Origin of the sequence: Streptomyces lavendofoliae (assembly GCF_014649735.1) — a bacterium.
Classification (GTDB): domain Bacteria; phylum Actinomycetota; class Actinomycetes; order Streptomycetales; family Streptomycetaceae; genus Streptomyces; species Streptomyces lavendofoliae.
On sequence record NZ_BMTP01000007.1, the window covers coordinates 365,529 to 384,045 of the forward strand.

15 protein-coding genes and 1 pseudogene are annotated in these 18,517 nt (G+C 73.1%); 11 read left to right on the forward strand and 5 right to left on the reverse strand.

Translation table 11 applies throughout. The features are described 5' to 3' along the window. The first annotated feature begins 75 nt into the window (after positions 1–75). From IE109_RS16285 to IE109_RS16315, 7 genes are all read left to right on the forward strand, one after another. Positions 76–1,428, forward strand: a complete 1,353-nt coding sequence (locus IE109_RS16285) for an ABC transporter substrate-binding protein (RefSeq protein WP_189551636.1) — start codon at positions 76–78, stop codon at positions 1,426–1,428. A 567-nt stretch (positions 1,429–1,995) separates the two neighbouring features. Beyond that, on the forward strand, positions 1,996–3,054 hold the full coding sequence (locus IE109_RS16290; RefSeq protein ID WP_189551591.1) for a carbohydrate ABC transporter permease: 1,059 nt from the start codon (positions 1,996–1,998) through the stop codon (positions 3,052–3,054). Next, positions 2,976–3,899 (forward strand): carbohydrate ABC transporter permease, encoded by a 924-nt coding sequence (locus tag IE109_RS16295; RefSeq protein WP_373297717.1) that lies wholly within the window; start codon positions 2,976–2,978, stop codon positions 3,897–3,899. The genes IE109_RS16290 and IE109_RS16295 overlap by 79 nt, the downstream gene beginning before the upstream one ends. 76 nt (positions 3,900–3,975) lie before the next feature. Further along, positions 3,976–5,418 (forward strand): GH1 family beta-glucosidase, encoded by a 1,443-nt coding sequence (locus IE109_RS16300; RefSeq protein WP_189551593.1) that lies wholly within the window; start codon positions 3,976–3,978, stop codon positions 5,416–5,418. 86 nt (positions 5,419–5,504) lie between these two features. Beyond that, positions 5,505–6,809, forward strand: coding sequence for an ABC transporter substrate-binding protein (locus IE109_RS16305; RefSeq protein WP_189551594.1), 1,305 nt, complete (start codon positions 5,505–5,507; stop codon positions 6,807–6,809). 5 nt (positions 6,810–6,814) lie between these two features. After that, positions 6,815–7,774 carry a carbohydrate ABC transporter permease gene (locus IE109_RS16310; protein WP_189551637.1) on the forward strand — a complete coding sequence of 320 codons (960 nt, stop codon included), beginning with the start codon at positions 6,815–6,817 and terminating at the stop codon, positions 7,772–7,774. Then, the gene (locus tag IE109_RS16315; protein ID WP_189551595.1) at positions 7,696–8,595 is read left to right on the forward strand and encodes a carbohydrate ABC transporter permease; all 900 of its coding nucleotides are present in this window, start codon (positions 7,696–7,698) and stop codon (positions 8,593–8,595) included. Before IE109_RS16310 ends, IE109_RS16315 begins: the two co-directional genes overlap by 79 nt. 104 nt (positions 8,596–8,699) lie before the next feature. Here IE109_RS16315 and IE109_RS34030 read toward each other — a convergent pair. From IE109_RS34030 to IE109_RS16325, 3 genes and pseudogenes are all read right to left on the reverse strand, one after another. Then, a pseudogene (locus IE109_RS34030) lies at positions 8,700–8,804 on the reverse strand (chitinase); the annotation flags it as partial. Between the two features lie 92 nt (positions 8,805–8,896). Beyond that, complete coding sequence (locus IE109_RS16320) at positions 8,897–10,282, reverse strand: HAMP domain-containing sensor histidine kinase (RefSeq protein WP_189551596.1); 1,386 nt, start codon at positions 10,280–10,282, stop codon at positions 8,897–8,899. Further along, positions 10,279–10,965 carry a response regulator transcription factor gene (locus IE109_RS16325; RefSeq protein ID WP_189551597.1) on the reverse strand — a complete coding sequence of 229 codons (687 nt, stop codon included), beginning with the start codon at positions 10,963–10,965 and terminating at the stop codon, positions 10,279–10,281. Before IE109_RS16325 ends, IE109_RS16320 begins: the two co-directional genes overlap by 4 nt. A 69-nt stretch (positions 10,966–11,034) precedes the next feature. On the opposite strand from IE109_RS16325, the gene IE109_RS16330 reads away from it, so the two are divergent. Then, positions 11,035–11,598: a hypothetical protein gene (locus IE109_RS16330; RefSeq protein WP_189551598.1), complete on the forward strand. Its 564-nt coding sequence runs from the start codon at positions 11,035–11,037 to the stop codon at positions 11,596–11,598. Positions 11,599–11,626: 28 nt separating this feature from the next. On the opposite strand, the gene IE109_RS16335 is transcribed toward IE109_RS16330, so the two are convergent. After that, positions 11,627–12,493: a spermidine synthase gene (locus tag IE109_RS16335; RefSeq protein WP_189551599.1), complete on the reverse strand. Its 867-nt coding sequence runs from the start codon at positions 12,491–12,493 to the stop codon at positions 11,627–11,629. A gap of 126 nt (positions 12,494–12,619) precedes the next feature. Next, on the reverse strand, positions 12,620–13,072 hold the full coding sequence (locus IE109_RS16340; RefSeq protein ID WP_189551600.1) for a hypothetical protein: 453 nt from the start codon (positions 13,070–13,072) through the stop codon (positions 12,620–12,622). 252 nt (positions 13,073–13,324) lie between these two features. Here IE109_RS16340 and IE109_RS16345 point away from each other — a divergent pair, with 252 nt between their 5' ends. The 3 genes from IE109_RS16345 to IE109_RS16350 all read left to right on the forward strand — a co-directional run bounded on the left by IE109_RS16345 (position 13,325) and on the right by IE109_RS16350 (position 18,465). Then, positions 13,325–14,662, forward strand: coding sequence for an NsdA family TPR-like regulatory protein (locus tag IE109_RS16345; protein ID WP_189551601.1), 1,338 nt, complete (start codon positions 13,325–13,327; stop codon positions 14,660–14,662). Between the two features lie 268 nt (positions 14,663–14,930). Continuing rightward, a complete protein-coding gene (locus IE109_RS33185) occupies positions 14,931–16,316 on the forward strand; it encodes a hypothetical protein (RefSeq protein WP_229891105.1) in 1,386 nt (461 codons plus the stop codon). A gap of 28 nt (positions 16,317–16,344) precedes the next feature. Further along, complete coding sequence (locus IE109_RS16350) at positions 16,345–18,465, forward strand: LamG domain-containing protein (protein WP_229891107.1); 2,121 nt, start codon at positions 16,345–16,347, stop codon at positions 18,463–18,465. Positions 18,466–18,517 lie beyond the last annotated feature (52 nt).

Genomic DNA, 18,517 nt, shown 5'->3' on the forward strand with positions numbered 1-18,517 from the left:
GCCGCCGAGCCGCTGAAAGCCGACCCGGACCTCCCTTCGCGCGCACACCAGCACCACCTGGACGAGGAGAGTGGAATGCGCACTTCCAGAATGACGGGCGGACGCCGCCGCCCCGGATCAGCGACCGTCGCGGCGCTGTCGGCGCTGACGGCCGGAGCGATCCTGCTGACCGGATGCAGCACGGACGGCACGGGGACGGACGGCGCCGCCGCCGACGGGAAGATCACCCTGCGCATCGGCACGTTCGGCTCGTTCGGCTACGACAACAAGAACGGCGCCAAGCTCTACGCCGAGTACGAGAAGCTCAACCCGAACATCAAGATCGTCGAGTCGAACGTGGCCGACGGCCAGAAGTACTGGGACACCCTGAAGCTGCGCCTGTCGCGCAACAGCGGCGTGGCCGACATCCAGGCCATCGAGGTCGGATACATCGCCGAGGCCATCGGCCCCACCATGGCGAACAAGTGGGTCGACCTGTCGAAGACGGGCGGCGCCGACACCACCGCCTTCCTGGAGTGGAAGGTCAAGCAGGCGACGACGGCCGACGGCAGGGTCATCGGCCTCGGCACCGACATCGGCCCCATGGCCATCTGCTACAACAAGGAGCTCTTCGCCAAGGCCAAGCTGCCCACGGACCGCACCAAGGTCGCCGGGCTGTGGGCGGGCGACTGGGCGAAGTTCGTCGCCACCGGCAAGACGTACCAGAAGAACGCCCCCGCGGGGACGGCCTTCCACGACTCCGCCAGCGGTCTGTTCAACGCCGTGCTCTCCAGCCAGCCGCAGCAGTACGCCGACGACAAGGGCGAGCTGGCGTACGAGACGAGCCCGGGCGTCCGCACGGCCTGGGACCTCGCCGTCGAGGCCGCGCGGAGCGGCATCACCGCGAAGCTGCGGCAGTTCGACGAGAAGGGCACGTGGAACGCCGGGTTCAAGAACTCGAAGTTCGCCACCGTGGCCTGCCCGAGCTGGATGACGGGCATCATCAAGGACCAGGCCGGCCCCGCCAACAAGGGCAAGTGGGACATCGCCCGCCCGCCGGTCGCCGGCAACTGGGGCGGGTCCTTCCTCGCCGTCCCGAAGGCCGGCAAGCACGCCGAGGAGGCCGCGAAGCTGGCCGCGTGGCTGACGGCACCGGAGCAGCACGCCAAGGTGTTCGGGGTGAACGGCAACATCCCCTCCACCAAGAAGACGCTCGCCTCGGCGACGGTCCAGACCGCCAAGATCCCGTACTTCGGTGACACCCCGGTCGGGCAGATCTACTCGGAGGCGGCGGCCGGGATCAGCCCCGCGCCGGTCAGCCGCTACGACGGCCAGGTGAAGACGTTCATCACGGACAACGGCATCCTCGACATCGAGCAGCGCGGGACCGCGCCGGACGCCGCCTGGGAGAACGTCAAGAAGCTGATCGACGACAAGATCGACCAGTAACGGCCGGGCCGGGTGCCGCCGGCGCTCCCCCGCCGGGCGGCACCCGGTACCGCCTGCGGGGGCGGCCCGGCGCGGGACCGCCGCCGGGTCACCCCGCCGGGCCCGCGCCGCGCCGGCGGACGGCACCCCGCCGAGCACCCGGGGCCCAGGGGCCGGCACCGGCGCACGGGCCCTCCCCAGACGGCCGGCCGCCCCGCCGGACCCGGCGCGCCTCCCCGCCGGGGCCGCCCGTCCGGGTCCCGGCGCCGCCCACGGAGTGGTCCCGGTCCACGCGCCGGACGGGGCCCCGGGCCCCGGCTCCTCGGGGTCGGCGGGGCAGCCACCCGGCCAGGTCGCCGGCACGGCCGACCCGCCCTCCCGGCAGGCGCCGTCGCCCGCCTGCCCGCCGCCGATCCGCCGCCGGGGCGCCTCTCGCGCGGTCCCGCACCGGCCCCCGGGGCCGGTCGGCACCACGGCCGGCTCCGCGGCACCTGACCCGCACCCGGCACCCCGCGCACCCCGAACCCGCCCCGCACACCCTTGTCACCACTCGCACCCGCCCGCCCACCCGCCTGGAAGGACGCCCTCGTGGCCACCTCCGCCCGCGCGACGACCGACGGCGCGTCGCCGCCCGATCCGCCCGCGCCCCCCTCCCCGCTGCCGCCGCCGACCCGTGGCCCGGGAGGCCCCAAGGGCTCCGGGAGCCGCAAGGGTTCCGGGGGCAGGGCCCCAGGGAGCTCCGGCACCTGGCGCAGCCGCCTCTACCGCTGGGACCTGAAGGCGACCCCGTACGCCTTCGTCGCCCCCTTCTTCCTCTGCTTCGCCGCCTTCGGGCTCTTCCCGCTCATCTACACGGGGTGGCTCTCGCTGCACCGGGTGGAGCTGGGCGGGGAGGCGCAGTGGCGCGGGTTCGACAACTACACGGGCCTGTGGGACAGCTCCTTCTTCTGGAACGCGCTGGCGAACACCTTCACCATCGGTGTCATCTCCACCGTTCCGCAGCTGCTCATGGCGCTTGGCCTGGCCCACCTGCTCAACTACAGGCTGCGCGGCCGGGGTTTCCTGCGGGTCGCCGTACTGGCGCCGTACGCCACGTCGATCGCCGCCGCGACGCTCGTCTTCGCGCAGCTGTTCAACAGCGACTACGGGCTGATCAACTCCGTCCTCGGCTGGGTCGGTTTCGACCCGGTCGACTGGGAGTCGTCCAAGTGGCCCGCGCAGATCGCGATCTCCGTGATCGTCATCTGGCGGTGGACCGGCTACAACGCGCTGATCTACCTCGCCGCCATGCAGGCCGTGCCCCAGGACCTGTACGAGGCCGCCTCGCTGGACGGTGCCTCGCGCTGGCGCCAGTTCATCAGCGTGACGATCCCGTCGATCCGGCCGACGATCCTGTTCACCGTCGTCGTGTCGACGATCGGCGCCACCCAGCTGTTCGGCGAGCCGATGCTCTACGGCGGCAGTCTCGGGGTCAGCGGCGGCAGCGGCAACCAGTTCCAGACGCTGAGCCTGCTGATGTACGAGAAGGGCTGGATCACCGGGGCGCTGGGACAGGCGTCCGCCATCGCCTGGGTGATGCTCCTGCTCCTGCTGCTGATCGGCGGAGTCCGGCTGCTCGTCGCCCGTCTGAACAGGGAGACCACGTGAAGATCAAGCAGACGGCGGGGCGCCAGCACCACGCGGGCCCGCTGACGTACGTCCTGCTGGGCCTGGCCGCCCTGGTCTCGCTCTTCCCGCTGTACTGGAACCTCGTCGCCGCCTCGCACACGGGCGAGCGGGTCGTGGAGGCCCCGGCGCCGCTGCTGCCGGGTCCGCACCTGTTCGACAACCTCACCTTCGCCTGGAACCAGGTGGACATGGGCGAGGCGCTGGTCAACACCACGGTGGTGGCAGGGCTGGTGGCGCTGTCGACGGTGCTGTTCTCGACCCTGGCCGGCTTCGCCTTCGCCAAGCTCCCCTTCCGGGGCCGCAACGTCCTGCTGGCCCTGGTCGTGGCGACGATGACGATCCCGCCGCAGCTCAGTGTGATCCCGCTGTACCGGATCATCACCGACCTGGGCTGGGTGGACCAGCTCCAGTCGGTGGTGCTGCCGTCCCTGGTGGCCGCCTTCGGGGTGTTCTTCATGCGCCAGTACCTGCTGGAGGCGCTGCCCGTGGAGCTGGTGGAGGCCGCGCGGGTGGACGGCGCGCACAGCCTGCGGATCATCTGGCACGTGGTCTTCCCGGTCGCCCGGCCCGCGATGGCCGTGCTGGGCATGCTGGTGTTCGTGCAGTCCTGGAACGACTTCTTCTGGCCCTTCATCGCACTCACGCCGGACGGCAACCCGACCCTCCAGGTGGCGCTCGCCGGTCTCGGCTCGGGCAACCACACCATCAACCAGGCGATCGTGCTCACCGGCGCGCTGATCTCCACCCTTCCGTTGCTGCTGGTCTTCGCCCTGCTCGGCAAGCACATCGTGGGGGGCATCACCTCGGGCGCGGTCAAGAGCTGACCGCGCACGACCGATCGCGTACACGACCGCACAGTCCGAAGTCCTGCACCCTCTTCCGCGTTGGGAGCGCTCCCGTATGACTGCGTCCGATTCCCTGCCGCTCACCGCCACCCGCCGGTTCCCGCCCGGCTTCCTGTGGGGCGCGGCGACCGCCGCCTACCAGATCGAGGGGGCGGCGACCGAGGACGGCCGAACCCCCTCCATCTGGGACACCTTCTCCCACACGCCCGGGAAGGTCTTCGAGGGCCACACCGGTGATGTGGCGGTCGACCACTACCACCGGTTCCACGACGACGTACGGCTCATGGCCGACCTGGGGCTGACCGCGTACCGGTTCTCCGTGTCCTGGTCGCGCGTGCAGCCGACCGGGCGCGGCCCGGCCGTCCAGAAGGGGCTGGACTTCTACCGCCGGCTGGTGGACGACCTGCTCGGGCACGGCATCGAGCCGGTGCTGACGCTGTACCACTGGGACCTGCCGCAGGAGCTGGAGGACGCGGGCGGCTGGCCGCACCGCGCCACGGCCGAGCGGTTCGCCGAGTACGCCGGGATCGTCGCGGGCGCGCTGGGCGACCGCGTCGGGCGCTGGACCACGCTCAACGAGCCGTGGTGCACCGCCTTCCTCGGGTACGGCTCCGGTGTCCACGCCCCGGGGCGTACGGACCCGGTCGCCGCCCTGCGCGCCGCCCACCACCTGAACCTGGGGCACGGGCTGGCCGTCCAGGCGCTGCGCGCCGCGCTGCCGCCGCGCGCGGAGATGTCCGTGTCGCTCAACCTGCACGAACTGCGGCCGCTCACCTCCGCGCCCGGGGACCTGGACGCGGTGCGCCGGATCGACGCGGTGGGCAACCGGATCTGGCTCGGCCCGATGCTGAAGGGGGCCTATCCGGAGGACCTGCTGCGGGACACCGCGCACCTCACCGACTGGGAGTTCGTCCGCCCCGGTGACCTCACCGACATCAACCAGCTCCTGGACAACCTGGGCATCAACTACTACACGCCGACCCTGGTGGCGGCGACCCGCGAGGGCGACGAGGCCCCGCGCAACGACGGACACGGCGCCAGCGCCTACTCGCCGTGGCCCGGCTCGGAGGACGTCGCCTTCCACCAGCCGCCCGGCGAGCGCACCGCGATGGGCTGGGCGATCGACCCGACGGGCCTGTACGACCTGCTGCTGCGGGTGGCCGGCGAGCACCCGGGGCTGCCGCTGCTGATCACCGAGAACGGCGCGGCGTTCGAGGACGAGGTCGGCGCCGACGGCACGGTGCACGACCCGCGGCGCCTGGCGTACGTGCACGGCCACCTGGAGGCGGTGCACCGGGCGATCGCCGACGGTGCGGACGTCCGCGGCTACTTCCTGTGGTCGCTGCTGGACAACTTCGAGTGGGCGTACGGCTACGCCAAGCGGTTCGGCGCGGTGCACGTCGACTACGAGACGCAGCGGCGCACCCCGAAGGCGACCGCGCACTGGTACGCGCGGGTGGCCCGTTCGGGTGAGCTGCCCGCCCTCGACGGGGCGTAACCGGCACCGGCGAGTACCGGCCGAGGCCCCGGTCCCGCACCGGGGCCTCGGCGCGTCGGGGCCCCGGGTGCGTACACAATCGGCTCATGCGCGCACTCTTCCGCGGGTTCCGCGGCCGGGCCCTGCTGGTCGCCGCCGTCGTGGCGCTCACCGCCGCCCCGGCCGCCGGGTGCGGCCCGGGCGGCGGCGACCCGGCCGGCCGGACCGTCCTGACCGTGGGTCTCTTCGGGTCGTTCGGCTACGAGGAGGCCGGGCTGTACGACGCGTACACGCGGCTCCACCCGGACGTGGTGATCAAGCAGACGTCCATCCAGCGCAACGAGAACTACTACCCGCAGCTCCTCACCCACCTCGTGAGCGACAGCGGACTCGCCGACGTCCAGGCGGTCGAGGCCATCAACATCGCGGAGGTCACCGCCACCCAGGCGGACCGGCTGGAGGACCTGGGCCGGGCCCCGGGGGTGCGCCGCGCGGACTTCCTGCCGTGGAAGTGGCGGCAGGCCACCACCCGGGACGGCCGCACGGTCGGCCTGGGCACCGACATCGGGCCGCAGGCCGTCTGCTACCGCAAGGACCTCTTCGCCCGGGCCGGGCTCCCCACCGACCGCGACGCGGTCGGCCGGCTGTGGGCGGGCGACTGGCGCCGGTACCTGGGGACGGGCAAGCGGTACCGGGACCGGGCTCCGGCGGGCACCTCCTTCGTGGACTCGGCCTCCGGGGTCCTGTCGGCCATCACCGGCGGCAGCGCCCGGCGGTACTACGACGAGGACGGCACCGTCGTCTACAAGTCGAACCCCGCCGTGCGGGAGGCGTGGGACATCGCCGCCGCGTTCGCCACCGAGGGCCTGACGGCCCGGCTCCAGCAGTTCACCCCCTCCTGGGACCAGGCGTACGCCAACGGGACCTTCGCCACCGTCTCCTGCCCGGCCTGGATGCTCGGCTACATCGAGGACAAGGCGGGCCCGGCCGCCGAGGACGTGTGGGACGTGGCCGCCGCGCCCCGGCCCGCCAACTGGGGCGGCTCCTTCCTCGTCGTACCGAAGTCCGGCCGGCACCGCGCCGAGGCGGCGAGGCTGGCCGCGTGGCTGACGGCGCCCGCGCAGCAGGCGCGGCTGTTCGAACGGCGCGGCAGCTTCCCGAGCGCTTCCGCCGCCCACGCCCTCCCGGCGGTCGCCGGCGCCCGGCACCCGTACTTCGGCGACGCCCCGATCGGCCGGATCTTCACCCGTGCCGCCCGGGGCGTCCCGGTCACGATCCTCGGCCCCAAGGACCTGGTCATCGCGCAGAACCTGGCCGACGTCGGGATGCTGCAGGTCGACCAGCGGGGCCGGCGGCCCGAGGACGGCTGGGACGCGGCCGTCCGGACCATCGACAACGCGCTGGACCTGTGACCGGCATGCTGAGCGGCACGACGGCCCCCGTGTCCGGCCCCCGTGCGGAGCGGACCGCCCGGCGCGGCCGGACGCACCGGTGGGCGGCGCGGTGGAGCCCGTACGCGTACCTCGCGCCGTTCTTCGTGTTCTTCGCGGCGTTCGGGCTCTTCCCGCTCCTCTACACGGGCTGGGCCTCGCTGCACCGGGTGGAGCTGACCGCGCCCACCGACATGGAGTGGGTGGGGCTGCGGAACTACTCCCGGCTGCTCACCGACGAGTTCTTCTGGAACGCGCTGCGGAACACGGTCACCATCGGCCTGATGTCGACCGTGCCGCAACTGCTCATGGCGCTGGGCATCGCGCACCTGCTGCACCACCGGCTGCGCGGCTCGACGTTCTTCCGGGTCGTCGCCCTCACCCCGTACGCCACCTCGGTCGCCGCCGCGACGCTCGTCTTCGTGCTGCTCTTCGGCAGGGACTTCGGGCTGGTCAACTGGGCGCTCGGGCTGGCCGGCGCCGATCCGGTCGACTGGCAGAACGGCCGGTGGACCTCGCAGTTCGCGGTGTCCACCATCGTCATCTGGCGGTGGACCGGCTACAACGCGCTGATCTACCTCGCCGCTCTCCAGGCCGTCCCCGGCGAGCTGTACGAGTCGGCGGCGCTGGACGGAGCCTCCCGCTGGCGGCAGTTCGCGCACGTCACCGTGCCGTCGCTGCGGCCGACGATCCTGTTCACGTGCGTCGTGTCGACGATCGGCGCCACCCAGCTGTTCGGCGAGCCGCTGTTGTTCAACGGCAGCGCGGGCGCGACGGGCGGCTCGGACCACCAGTTCCAGACGCTGGGGCTGTACCTGTACGAGCAGGGGTGGGTGAACCTGCACCTGGGCCGCGCCTCGGCGATCGCGTGGGCGATGTTCCTGATCCTGCTGCTCGCCGGGGCGGTCGTCGCGCTGGCGGGCGCGTACCGGAGGAGGACGGGGTGAGGCAACGGGCCCGCGCGGGGGTGCTGACGTACGCCGCGCTGATCGTGCTGACCGTGGTGTCGCTGTTCCCGCTCGTGTGGACGGCGGTCGCGGCGTCCGGCAGCAACGGCCGGCTGGCGCGGACACCGCCGCCCCTCTGGTTCGGGGACGACCTGCCGGAGAACCTGGCCGCCGCCTGGACGGACGCCGCCATGGGGACGGCGCTGCTCAACACGACGATCGTGGCGGGCACGGTCGCGGCGGGCACGGTCCTGTTCTCCACGCTCGCCGGCTTCGCCTTCGCCAAGCTGCGTTTCCGCTTCAAGGACCTGCTTCTGCTGCTGGTGGTCGGCACGATGATGGTGCCGCCGCAGCTCAGTGTCGTCCCGCTGTTCATGCTGGTCGCCGAGCTGTCCTGGACGGACCGGCTCCAGTCGGTCGTCCTGCCGGCCCTGGTGAGCGGCTTCGGGGTGTTCTTCATGCGCCAGTACCTGGTGACGGCGCTGCCCACCGAGCTGGTCGAGGCGGCCCGGGTGGACGGGGCGAGCGGCCCGAGGGTGATGTGGCACGTCGTCTTCCCGGCGGCCCGGCCGGCGATGGCGGTCCTGGCCATGCTGACGTTCGTGATGTCCTGGAACGACTTCTTCTGGCCGATCATCGCCCTCACCCAGAGCAACCCGACGGTCCAGGTGGCGCTGACCGGCCTCGGCCGGGGCTACATCCCCGACCAGTCGGTCATCATGGCGGGCGCCCTGCTGGGCACCCTGCCCCTGCTGCTGGTGTTCGTGGTGTTCGGCCGCCGGATCGTCGGCGGCATCATGCAGGGCGCGGTGAAGGGGTGAGCGCGGGGCGGGAGGAGGGGCGGGCCCGGCCGGATTGCCGGAGGGGTGGCCAGCGGTAGGCGGCGAACGCCTTGGTGAAGGCCGGCGGCTGCTGGAGGATCGGGCTGCGCGGCGTCGTCGACCGTGAAGACCTCGGTGGTGACGTCGTTGACGCCGATCATCGGCGTGACGGCGACCGTCTTCCACGCCGCCGCGTCCGGGAGCCCGAGTCTGAGGGGCGGTCGTTGCGAACCTTAGGCTCCGCTCAAGGAAGCCATGGGAGCCGATCAATGCGGGCGAGCGGTCAGTGCTGGACGAGCGGTCAGTGCTGGGCGCGGAGCCGCCGGCGCTTCACGCGGTGTCCGCGCCTGCGGCCCTCGGAGGGGCCGCGCCACCCGTCCAGCCCGATCCAGACGCGGACCTCCGTACCGCCGAGGACGGAGCGCCCGATGCGTACGTCCCCGCCGGTCGACTCGGCGACCCGGCGCACGATGTCCAGCCCGAGCCCCGTCGAACCGTCCCGCGCCCCGCTGTTGCCGCGCGCCATGGCGGCCTCCGGGTCGGCGATGCCGGGCCCCGCGTCCGAGACGAGGACGATGACGGCGTCGTCCCCGTTGTGCACGTCCACCGAGAAGGCGGTGCCCTCCGGGGTGTGGCGGAAGACGTTGCCGAGCAGGGCGTCGAGCGCGGCGACCAGCTCCGGGCGGGCGACGGGGATGCGGACGGGGCGGTCGACGCCCGCGAGGCGCACCGTACGGCCCTCGTCCTCGGCGAGCGCCGACCAGAACTCCATCCGCTCCCGCACCACTTCGGAGGCGTCGCACCCGGCACCGGGTCCGGCCGGCTGGGTCTGCGGCTTGGCCTCCCGGGCCGTACGGATGATGGTGTCGACCTCACGCTCCAGTTGCGCCACGGCCGCCCGCGTCTGTTCGGCGGCCGGCCCGTCGCCGAGCGATGCGGTGTTGAGGCGCAGCACCGTCAGCGGCGTACGGAGCCGGTGGGACAGGTCGGCGGCCAGCTCGCGTTCGTTGGCGAGGAGCTGGACGACCTGGTCGGCCATGGAGTTGAAGGCGATGGCGGCGGACTTCAGCTCGGTGGGCCCGTCCTCCGGGACGCGCGCGCCGAGCTTGCCCTCCCCCAGCTCGTGGGCCGCGTGCGCGAGCCGCTGGGCGGGCCGCACCATGCGGACGCCGAGCCGGTCGGCGACGGCGACCGAGCCGACGACCAGTCCGGCGCCCACGCCGGCGAGGATCAGCCACGCGGTGGCCAGGCCGTTGGTGACCTCGCCCTCGGGGACGAACACCTCGACGATCGCGATCTGGCCGGTGCTGATGGCGGTCGGCTGGAGCAGCGCGAAACCGCCGGGCACCTCGGTGAGGGAGGCCCTCGGTACGCGCTGGACGGTGGCCAGGTCCTTCGTGGCGGCCCGGCCCGTGCCGATCTCCGTGGGCCCGGCGCCCGGGGACGCCGGGATGTGCACGGCCAGGCGCCCGGCGGCGCCCGCCTGGGTGGAGGCGACGGCCCGGTCGAGCTGGGCGCGGTCGGTGGTGATGGACAGGGAGGTGCCGATGGCGGCGGCCTGCCGTTCGGCGTTGGTGAAGGCCCGGTCGCGGGCCATCTCCTTGATGACGAGCCCCAGGGGCACGGCGAACGCGACCACGACCATCACCGTGACGGCCAGCGCCACCTTCACCAGCGCCCACCTCACCGCGGCGGCTCCAGCTTCACGCCGACGCCCCGCAGGGTGTGCAGGTAGCGCGGGTCGGCGGCGGTCTCGCCCAGTTTGCGCCGCAGCCACGACAGGTGGACGTCGATGGTCTGGTCGTCCCCGTACGACTGCTGCCACACCTCGGCGAGCAGCTCCTTGCGGGGCACGACCACGCCGGGGCGGCCGGCCAGGAACGCCAGGAGGTCGAACTCGCGCCGCGTCAGGTCCAGCCGGACGCCGTCCAGTTCGGCCTGGCGCCGCAGCGGATCGACGGTGAGCCCGCCGACGCGCAGGACACTGCTGGGCGGGGCCTCGCCGGCGGCGCGGGAGCGGCGCAACACGGCGGCCATCCGCGCGGACAGGTGCTCCACGGAGAACGGCTTGGTGAGGTAGTCGTCGGCTCCGTCGTTGAGGAGCCGTACGATCTCGGCCTCGTCGTCCCGCGCGGTCGCGATGATCACCGGTACGTCGGTGATGCCGCGGAGCATCTTCAGCGCCTCTGACCCGTCCAGATCGGGCAGTCCGAGGTCCAGGATGACGACGTCGAAGCGGACGTGGGCGACCTCGCGCAGCGCCTCCAGTGCCGTGCCGACGCTCCGTACGGTGTGGGAGGCCTCGGTCAGGTGCCGGATGAGGGCGGAGCGCACGAACTGGTCGTCCTCGACCACGAGCACACTTGCCATGGGCGGCACCGTACGCCATAAGGCGGAATGAGGGGGACCGGTGTTGACCTCCGGGACGCGTGGTGCAGGATGACCCGGATGCGTAGAGGACTCCTGCACGCCGTGGCGTGGTCGCTCGCCACGGGCGCGGCGGTCACTCTGTCGTGGTGGGGCGTGCACACCGTGATGGCCGGGACGGCGTACGACCCGCCGCGCGCCCTGCCGATCACCGCCGACCGCCCGGCGACGACCCCGAGCACGTCGCCGCGGGTTTCGTCCACCCGGCGCCCGGAGCCTTCCCCGACGCCCACGGCACCGAGTCCCACGCCGCCCCCGGCGACCTCGTCCGCCCCGGACCGCGAGCCGCCGGCCGCTCCCTCGCGCCCGCCGGCCCCCGCGCCGCCGCCGTCGAGCACGCCGCCCGCGAGCGACGGCCAGGTGAAGAGCTACACCGTCGACGGCGGCCGGGTGGTGTTCGACATCGGCGCGGCGTCGGCGGAGCTGGTGTCGGCGACGCCCGCCCCCGGCTGGCAGATGCAGGTGTGGAAGCAGCCGACGTACATCCGGGTGACGTTCGGCCGGGACGGCAAGGAGATCGACGTCTTCTGCACGTGGCACGACCACGCGCCGATGGTGCAGATCGACGAGCGGTAGAGGCCCGGCCGCCGCCGGGCCGGCCGGCTCACCGGAACGCGGAGGCGGGCGGGGCGGGCGAGTCCTTGGCGCTCGCGTCGGTGACGACGGCCGCCCCGCCCGTGAAGTCGGTCAGCTCCCGGCCGTGCACCACGCGCCCCGGGTGCGGGTCGGTCGCGACCCGCCGGGTCAGCTCCGCGACGGGCAGCGCCGTGTGGGAGGCGAGGAGGACGGCGTTGCCGAAGAGGCGCCCGCGCAGCACGGCCGGGTCGGCGGCGAGCGCGAGTTCGGGGAAGACGGCGGCGGCGGTGGCGATCTGGCCGCGCAGGTGGGCCAGGGGCGGCCCGTCGGCGAGGTTGGCGGCGTAGTGCCCGCCGGGCGCGAGGACGCGCAGCACCTCGGCGAGGAACTCGGTGCTGGTGAGGTGCGCGGGGGTGCGGGCGCCGCTGAAGACGTCCGCGACGACCAGGTCCGCCCAGCCGTCCGGCAGCTTGCCGAGCCCGGCGCGGGCGTCGGCGGCGCGTACCCGGACGCGGGCGCCGGGGTCGAGCGGCAGCTCCCGGCGGACCAGGGTGACGAGGGCCTCGTCGACCTCGACGACCTGCTGGGTGGAGCGGGGCCGGGTGGCGGCGACGTACCGGGCGAGCGTGAAGGCGCCGCCGCCGAGGTGGAGGGCCTTCAGGGGGCGGCCCGGCGGGGCGACGAGGTCGATCACATGGCCGAGCCGCCGCTGGTAGGCGAACTCCAGCCGGTCCGGCTCGTCCAGGTCCACGTGCGACTGGGGCGCCCCGTCGAGGACCAGGGTCCAGGCCCTCGCCCGCTGGGGGTCGGGTATGAGCTCGGCGACCCCGCCGGCCACGGTCTCGACGACGGCCTCGGGCCCCGCCGCCCGCCCGCGCCGCTTGTTCCTTGCCATCCGGCCATTATCGGTCGTCCCGCCCGGCCCCTGCCCCACGGCGGCCGGCGGAGGACTCGCGACGGCGGCCGCGGGCCGGTGGACGCGGCGGAGGAGGCGCCGTCCACCGGCCCGCGGCCACCGCCCTCACCGGCAGTTGTCGGCGGCCTCGATCAGGCGGGCGGCCTCACCGAGGGCTTCGCGGAGCACCACCGGGTCGGTGACCGGGCCGGTGTCGTCCGGTGGGAGCAGCCAGCCGGTACCGGAGGCGGGGGGCTCCGGCTCGGACCCCGGGAGGGGCGGGATCCGCAGCCCCCGCCCGGAGGTCCGGGTGCAGGCGCTGCCGGGCATGTCCCAGCCGGCGGCGGTGCCCGGCGGCACCAGGAAGCCCAGGGTGTCGCACGAGCCGTCGTGCAGCACCGGCCCGACCAGTGGGGCGCCGCCGCGGCGCAGGATGTCGACGGCCTCCAGGCCCTGCCGGGCCGGGACGGTCACCAGATCGCAGGGTTCGCCCTCTTCGGGCGGGGCACTCGCGTCCGGCGTCGGCCAGTGCTCCGCGGTGGTACCCGACGCACCGCCGGACTGCGGGTTCGCCTGCATGCCGACCTCCAACAAGGGATCCCTCCTCGCTCGAGTCCCCGTGTGGAGACACGTGGCGTCTCTCCACATGGTTCAACGCTCCCGCGCGTCAACGGCTACGGCGGCACGCCGCCGCAAAGGATGGCAGTTCATGGCGGATCACGCGCGAGATATCCGATTTGCAGGCGAACTCTGTGTATCCGGCCTGTCACACCAGGTACGTTCTAGCCCCGCCGGAACAACGGCACGCGGTACGCGGGAGAGGGCTCGGCCATGGCGACGTCACGGGCAGTTCCCAACCTCGCCTTCCGCCGCCTGCGCGGACAGCGCTCACCCGGGGAGTTCGCGGCGGCGGTCCGCAGGGCCGCCCGGGAGATCGGCGAGCAGGTCGCCTGCGACGCGCGCTACGTCGGGCGTGTGGAGTCGGGCGAGATCCGCTGTCCCAACTACGCCTATGAACGGGTGTTCCTGCACATGTTCCCGGGCCTGTCCCTGACGGACCTCGGGTTCGCCGCCCGGGAGCACGTACGCGGCCGGCGGGCGCGGGCCGCGGCCGGCGCCCCCGTACCGGCGTCACAGATCACCATCCGGAACGATGAGGAGAGCGACGTGCTGCGTCGCGCATTCATGACGGGCGGCACCGCCACCGTGGCGGCCGCCTCGCTCGGTCTCGGCGCCACCGTCCCGGCGCCGCGCCCCGGGGGCAGGTTCGGCGAGACCGAGGTGCACGCCGTCGAGGAGACCGTCCGGCGGATCCGCCTGCTCGACGACCGGCACGGCGCCGACCGGCTGTACCGGATGGCCGCCGAGCCGCTGCGCACCGCGTACGCGCTGCTCGACACGGGCACGGCCGTCCGCCGGTCGACGGCCGACCGGATGCAGGTGGGCGCCGGCGAACTGGCGCTGTCGGTGGGGTGGCTGGCGCACGACTCCGGCCGCCTCGACGACGCCCGTTCCCACTACGCGGAGGCGCTGGCCACCGCGCGCGTGGCGGGCGATCCGGCCCTGGAGGCCCACGCCTTCTCCAACACCTCGTTCCTGGCCAGGGACACCGGCCGGTACCGCGAGGCGGTGCGGGCGGCGCAGGCCGGGCAGCGGGCCGCCCGGCACCTGCCCTCACCGCGCCTGCTCGCCCTGCTGACGCTGCGGGAGGCGGGCGGCTGGGCGGGGCTGGGCGACCGGGTGGCGTGCGAGGAGGCCCTCGGCCGGGCGCACCAGCGGTTCGGGCGCGGTCCGGGCGACGCGGATCCGGAGTGGATGTCCTTCTTCGGCGAGCCGGAGCTGGAGGCGCTGGAGGCGCAGTGCTGGTCGGCGCTCGGCGACTGGCCCCGCGCCGCCATGCACGCGCACCGCGCGGTGGTCCTCCAGGACCCGCGCTTCACCCGCAACCTGGCGCTGTACCGCGCCCAGTTGGCGGCGGACCTGGCGCGCGGCGGCGCGCCGGAGGAGGCCGCCGCGACCGGGGAACGGGTGCTGGACCTGCTGGTCCAGGTCCAGTCGAGCCGCATCCGCACCATGCTGGCCGGCACGGCCCGGCTGCTCGCCCCGTACGCCGGCGGCGCGGCGGTGACGTCCTTCCTGGACCGCCGCGCGGGCGCCGGGGCGGTGTGACGGACGCCGCTTCCGCCGAGCGCCACGGCTCCGGGACGCCGTGGCGTGAATCACCTGACGATTCATCCGATTGAGTGAGTAATGATCCGCTTGGCCGTCGAAAACAGGTCTGGACCCGCCTGGATTCGGACCGTAAAGTCGCTCCGCTTATCCGATCTTCACGTAATCCTCAGATTGTGAGTGCGGCAGAGTGACCAGAAGTAGGCACCGCGGTGGAGCGGTGCGGGGGGTAGCGGCAAGTGCGGTCGCCCTGCTGGCTGTCGGGGGCGTGTTCACCACGTCGCTCGCCGACGCCCGGGCCGCCACCACGCCGGACGACGCGGAATCCCGGGAGGTGACCTCACGCGTTCCCGCCGACGAGGCCGCGCGGGGCAAGGCGTTCTGGCAGGACGACGAGCTGCCCGCCAAGTCGGCGGAGCAGAAGGCGTCGGAGCAGGCCGTGGCCAAGGGGCAGCGGGTCGAGGTCGGCTCGCTGACGAACGAGACGAACCGGGTCTTCGCCAACAGCGACGGAACGTTCACGGTGGAGACCTCGCCCGTTCCCGAGCGCGTCCGCAAGGGCGGGGCGTGGGTGCCGGTCGACACCTCGCTGGTCGCCCGCGCGGACGGCAGACTGGTCCCGAAGGCGGCGCAGGACGTGGTGCTGTCCGGCGGGGGTGACGCCCCTCTGGCGACCATGACCCGCGACGGCAGGACGTACGAGCTGGGCTCGCCGTGGAAGCTGCCCGCCCCCCGGGTGGACGGCTCCCTGGCGGTCTACGAGTCGGTGCGCCCGGGGATCGACCTGGTGGTGCAGGTGCGTCCCGACGGCTTCACCCAGAACCTGGTGGTCCATTCGCGCCGGGCGGCGGCCGACCCGGCGCTGGCGAAGATACGTTTCCCCGTGCGGACCACCGGCCTGACGGTCAAAACCTCGCCGAGCGGCAGCGTCTCCCTCGTGGACGCCGGCGGGCACGCGGTCTTCTCCAGCAGCGCCGCGCTGATGTGGGACTCCGCACACGCCCCGGCAGCGCCCGCGGCGGCCACGGCCCGGCACGCCTCGCTCACCACGGCCGCCGCCGGGACGGGCGGCGAGGACGGCCCCCTGCTCGCCGACCCGGCGGCGAAGACCGCCGTCGCGGACGTCTCCATGGCCGGCGGCGCGCTCTCCCTGACACCCGACCGTTCGTTCCTGTCGGCGGCCGACACCACCTACCCGGTCGTCATCGACCCTCCGGCGGTGAGCGCCAGCCTGACCGGCTGGACGACCATCTGGTCGAGCTCGTCGGGCACGTCGTTCTGGAAGACCTCGCACGCTCTGGGCGTGGGGTACGACGCCTACGTCGACAACAAGAAGGCCAAGTCGCTCTTCCAGTTCGACACCCGCCGCGTGGCGGGCAAGAAGATCCTGAACGCGACGTTCACCGCGTACGAGATCTGGTCGGCGAACTGCGACAAGAGGGACGTCAACCTCTACCGCACCAATCCCATCTCCGGCTCCACGACGTGGAGCAACCCGCCGACCGGCTGGTCGTACGTCACCAAGGTGTCGGCGGCCAAGGGCTTCTCCTCCAGCTGCCCCGACGGCGACGTGGAGTTCAACGCCACCGCGGCGGTCGCGTACACCGCCAAGGCCAAGTCGACGACGACGACGCTGGGGCCTGACGGCCAGTGACAGCGACCCGATCGCCTGGAAGCAGTTCATGTCCCCGGCCGACGACCGGGCGACCTCCAGCCGCAAGCCGAGGCTGTCGATCACCTACGTCTCCCCGCCGACGGCCGCCCCGTCCTCGGTGAAGCTGTCGGAGCCGAACGTGGCGTGCTCGGCGTCCACGTCCCCGGCGCTGATCCGCGACACCACGCCCCGCGTGACGGGCACGCCCACCTCCGCCGACGGGTCCAACGCCAGTCTGCGGCCCAACTTCGAGCTGTACGCCGGTTCCAGCACCACCCCGGCCACCCTCGCGCCGAGCACCTGGACGGCCAGCGGAACGGCCGGGTCGGCCCCGACCGCGACGCTGACCAGCGGCACGACGTACAAGTTCCGTGCGCGTACCCAGTACCGCTACACCTGGGACGGTTCCACCGGCTACCTGTACGGACCGTGGTCGGGCTACTGCTACTTCAAGGTGGACGCCAGCGCCCCGCCCCAGCCGACGGTGACGTCGGTGGAGTACCCGGAGTGCGCGGGTACGACCTGCGAGGCCTCCCCCGAGACCGGCAGCGTCGGCCAGACCGGCACGTTCAAGATCAGCGCCGGTGCGAGCGACGTGCGCCGCTACGACATCTGGCTCAACGGCTCCCTGCTGGAGAGCAAGCGGTACACCGTCAACACCTCCAGCTACGAACGCAAGGTCACCCCGACCAAGCGGCTGACGAACACCCTGCGCGTCCAGACGTTCGACGCGGCGGGCAACCCCAGCGCGAGCAAGGACTACCTCTTCAAGGTCGCCGCCGCCTCCAGCCCGGTGGGTGAGTGGAAGCTGGACGCCACCGGCTACAACGCCGCCGGAAGCAACCACGCGCTGACCCTCGGCGGGGGCGCGGCCTGGACCCCGGCCACCCGCCTCGGTTCCGGCCTGCGCCTCAACGGCACCAGCGCCTACGCGGCCACCTCCGGACCGGTCGTGGACACCACGGCCAGCTTCTCCGTCTCGGCGTGGACGAAGCTGGGCAGCCGTGACGAGACCAACACCGTCGCCAACCAGAACGGCACGAACGTCGGCGCCTTCCAGCTGTACTACTCCAGCGCCTACGACCGGTGGATCTTCAACCGCTACACCTCCGACGGCAGCAGCCTCGTGCGGGCCATCTCCACCCGGCCGGGCGTCGTCGGCGCCTGGACCCACCTGCTGGCCGTCTACGACCGTGACGCCCAGCAGATCCGCCTCTACGTCAACGGACGTCTGGAGGCCACGACCGCGTACACCACGCCGTGGGCGGCGACCGGCCCCTTCGAGATCGGCCGGATGAAGGGCACCGACGGTGCTCCCAGCAGTTACTTCCGGGGCGACATCGACCAGGTCCAGGCGTGGAACCGCGTCGTGTTCCCGGACGAGATGTGGTCGCAGGCCAATGTGGAGAACCCCCAGACCGGCCACCCCCAGGCGGCCCTGCTGGCGCACTGGGACATGGACGGCGCCTCCGGCACCACGGCCCCCGACGCGTCCGGCCGGGGCAACGCCCTGACCCTCCAGCCGGGAGCGGGCTTCCTCGCGGCGGACGACCCCGCCCACGGCACGGTGCTGAACCTGCCGGCCGACCAGTCCGGCAGCGGCTCCGCCCCGGTGAAGCTGGACGAGTCGGGCAGCTTCACCGTGGCCGGCTGGGTCAACCTGAACCCGGACAGCCTGGAGAACACCACCGTGGCGCACTCCCCCTCGGTGTTCGCGCACCCGGGTCTCCAGCGCAACGCGTTCCGCCTGTGGTACCGCCAGGAGATCGGCGAGGCGGTCGGTGACTGGAACTTCGGCGTCTACGAGACCGACGTCCTGGAAGGCCCTGCCGCCACCATCACCTCCGAGCAGGTCAACCCGCCCGGCAACTGGATCCACGTGGTCGGCGTGTACGACTCGGCGAACCAGTCCGCCAAGCTCTACCTCGCGGGCTCACGCGAGGGCGCGGAGGACGGCGTCTTCGTCGACACCGTCTTCCAGTCCGACCAGCCCCTGACCGTCGGAACAGCCAGGCGCCACGACACCGGCGCCTGGGGCAACCTCCTGCGCGGCCAGCTCGACGACATGCGCGTCTACGCCGGCGTGCTCTCCGAGGCGGAGATCACCCAACTGGCGACCGTCGACGAGCCCCCCGTCGAGATCGGCTGACATCCCTCTTCACGCCAGTCCCCTGGTGTGATCCACACGCGGTGGTGGGCCG

What these genes read in the sequence shown, in the direction of transcription:
- IE109_RS16285 (WP_189551636.1), top strand. Translation starts at nt 76, where the DNA reads ATGCGCACTTCCAGAATGACGGGCGGACGCCGCCGCCCCGGATCAGCG.
- IE109_RS16300 (WP_189551593.1), top strand. Translation starts at nt 3,976, where the DNA reads ATGACTGCGTCCGATTCCCTGCCGCTCACCGCCACCCGCCGGTTCCCG.
- IE109_RS16305 (WP_189551594.1), top strand. Translation starts at nt 5,505, where the DNA reads ATGCGCGCACTCTTCCGCGGGTTCCGCGGCCGGGCCCTGCTGGTCGCC.
- IE109_RS16310 (WP_189551637.1), top strand. Translation starts at nt 6,815, where the DNA reads ATGCTGAGCGGCACGACGGCCCCCGTGTCCGGCCCCCGTGCGGAGCGG.
- IE109_RS16325 (WP_189551597.1), bottom strand. Translation starts at nt 10,965, where the DNA reads ATGGCAAGTGTGCTCGTGGTCGAGGACGACCAGTTCGTGCGCTCCGCC.
- IE109_RS16330 (WP_189551598.1), top strand. Translation starts at nt 11,035, where the DNA reads ATGACCCGGATGCGTAGAGGACTCCTGCACGCCGTGGCGTGGTCGCTC.
- IE109_RS16335 (WP_189551599.1), bottom strand. Translation starts at nt 12,493, where the DNA reads ATGGCAAGGAACAAGCGGCGCGGGCGGGCGGCGGGGCCCGAGGCCGTC.
- IE109_RS16340 (WP_189551600.1), bottom strand. Translation starts at nt 13,072, where the DNA reads ATGCAGGCGAACCCGCAGTCCGGCGGTGCGTCGGGTACCACCGCGGAG.
- IE109_RS16345 (WP_189551601.1), top strand. Translation starts at nt 13,325, where the DNA reads ATGGCGACGTCACGGGCAGTTCCCAACCTCGCCTTCCGCCGCCTGCGC.
- IE109_RS16350 (WP_229891107.1), top strand. Translation starts at nt 16,345, where the DNA reads ATGTCCCCGGCCGACGACCGGGCGACCTCCAGCCGCAAGCCGAGGCTG.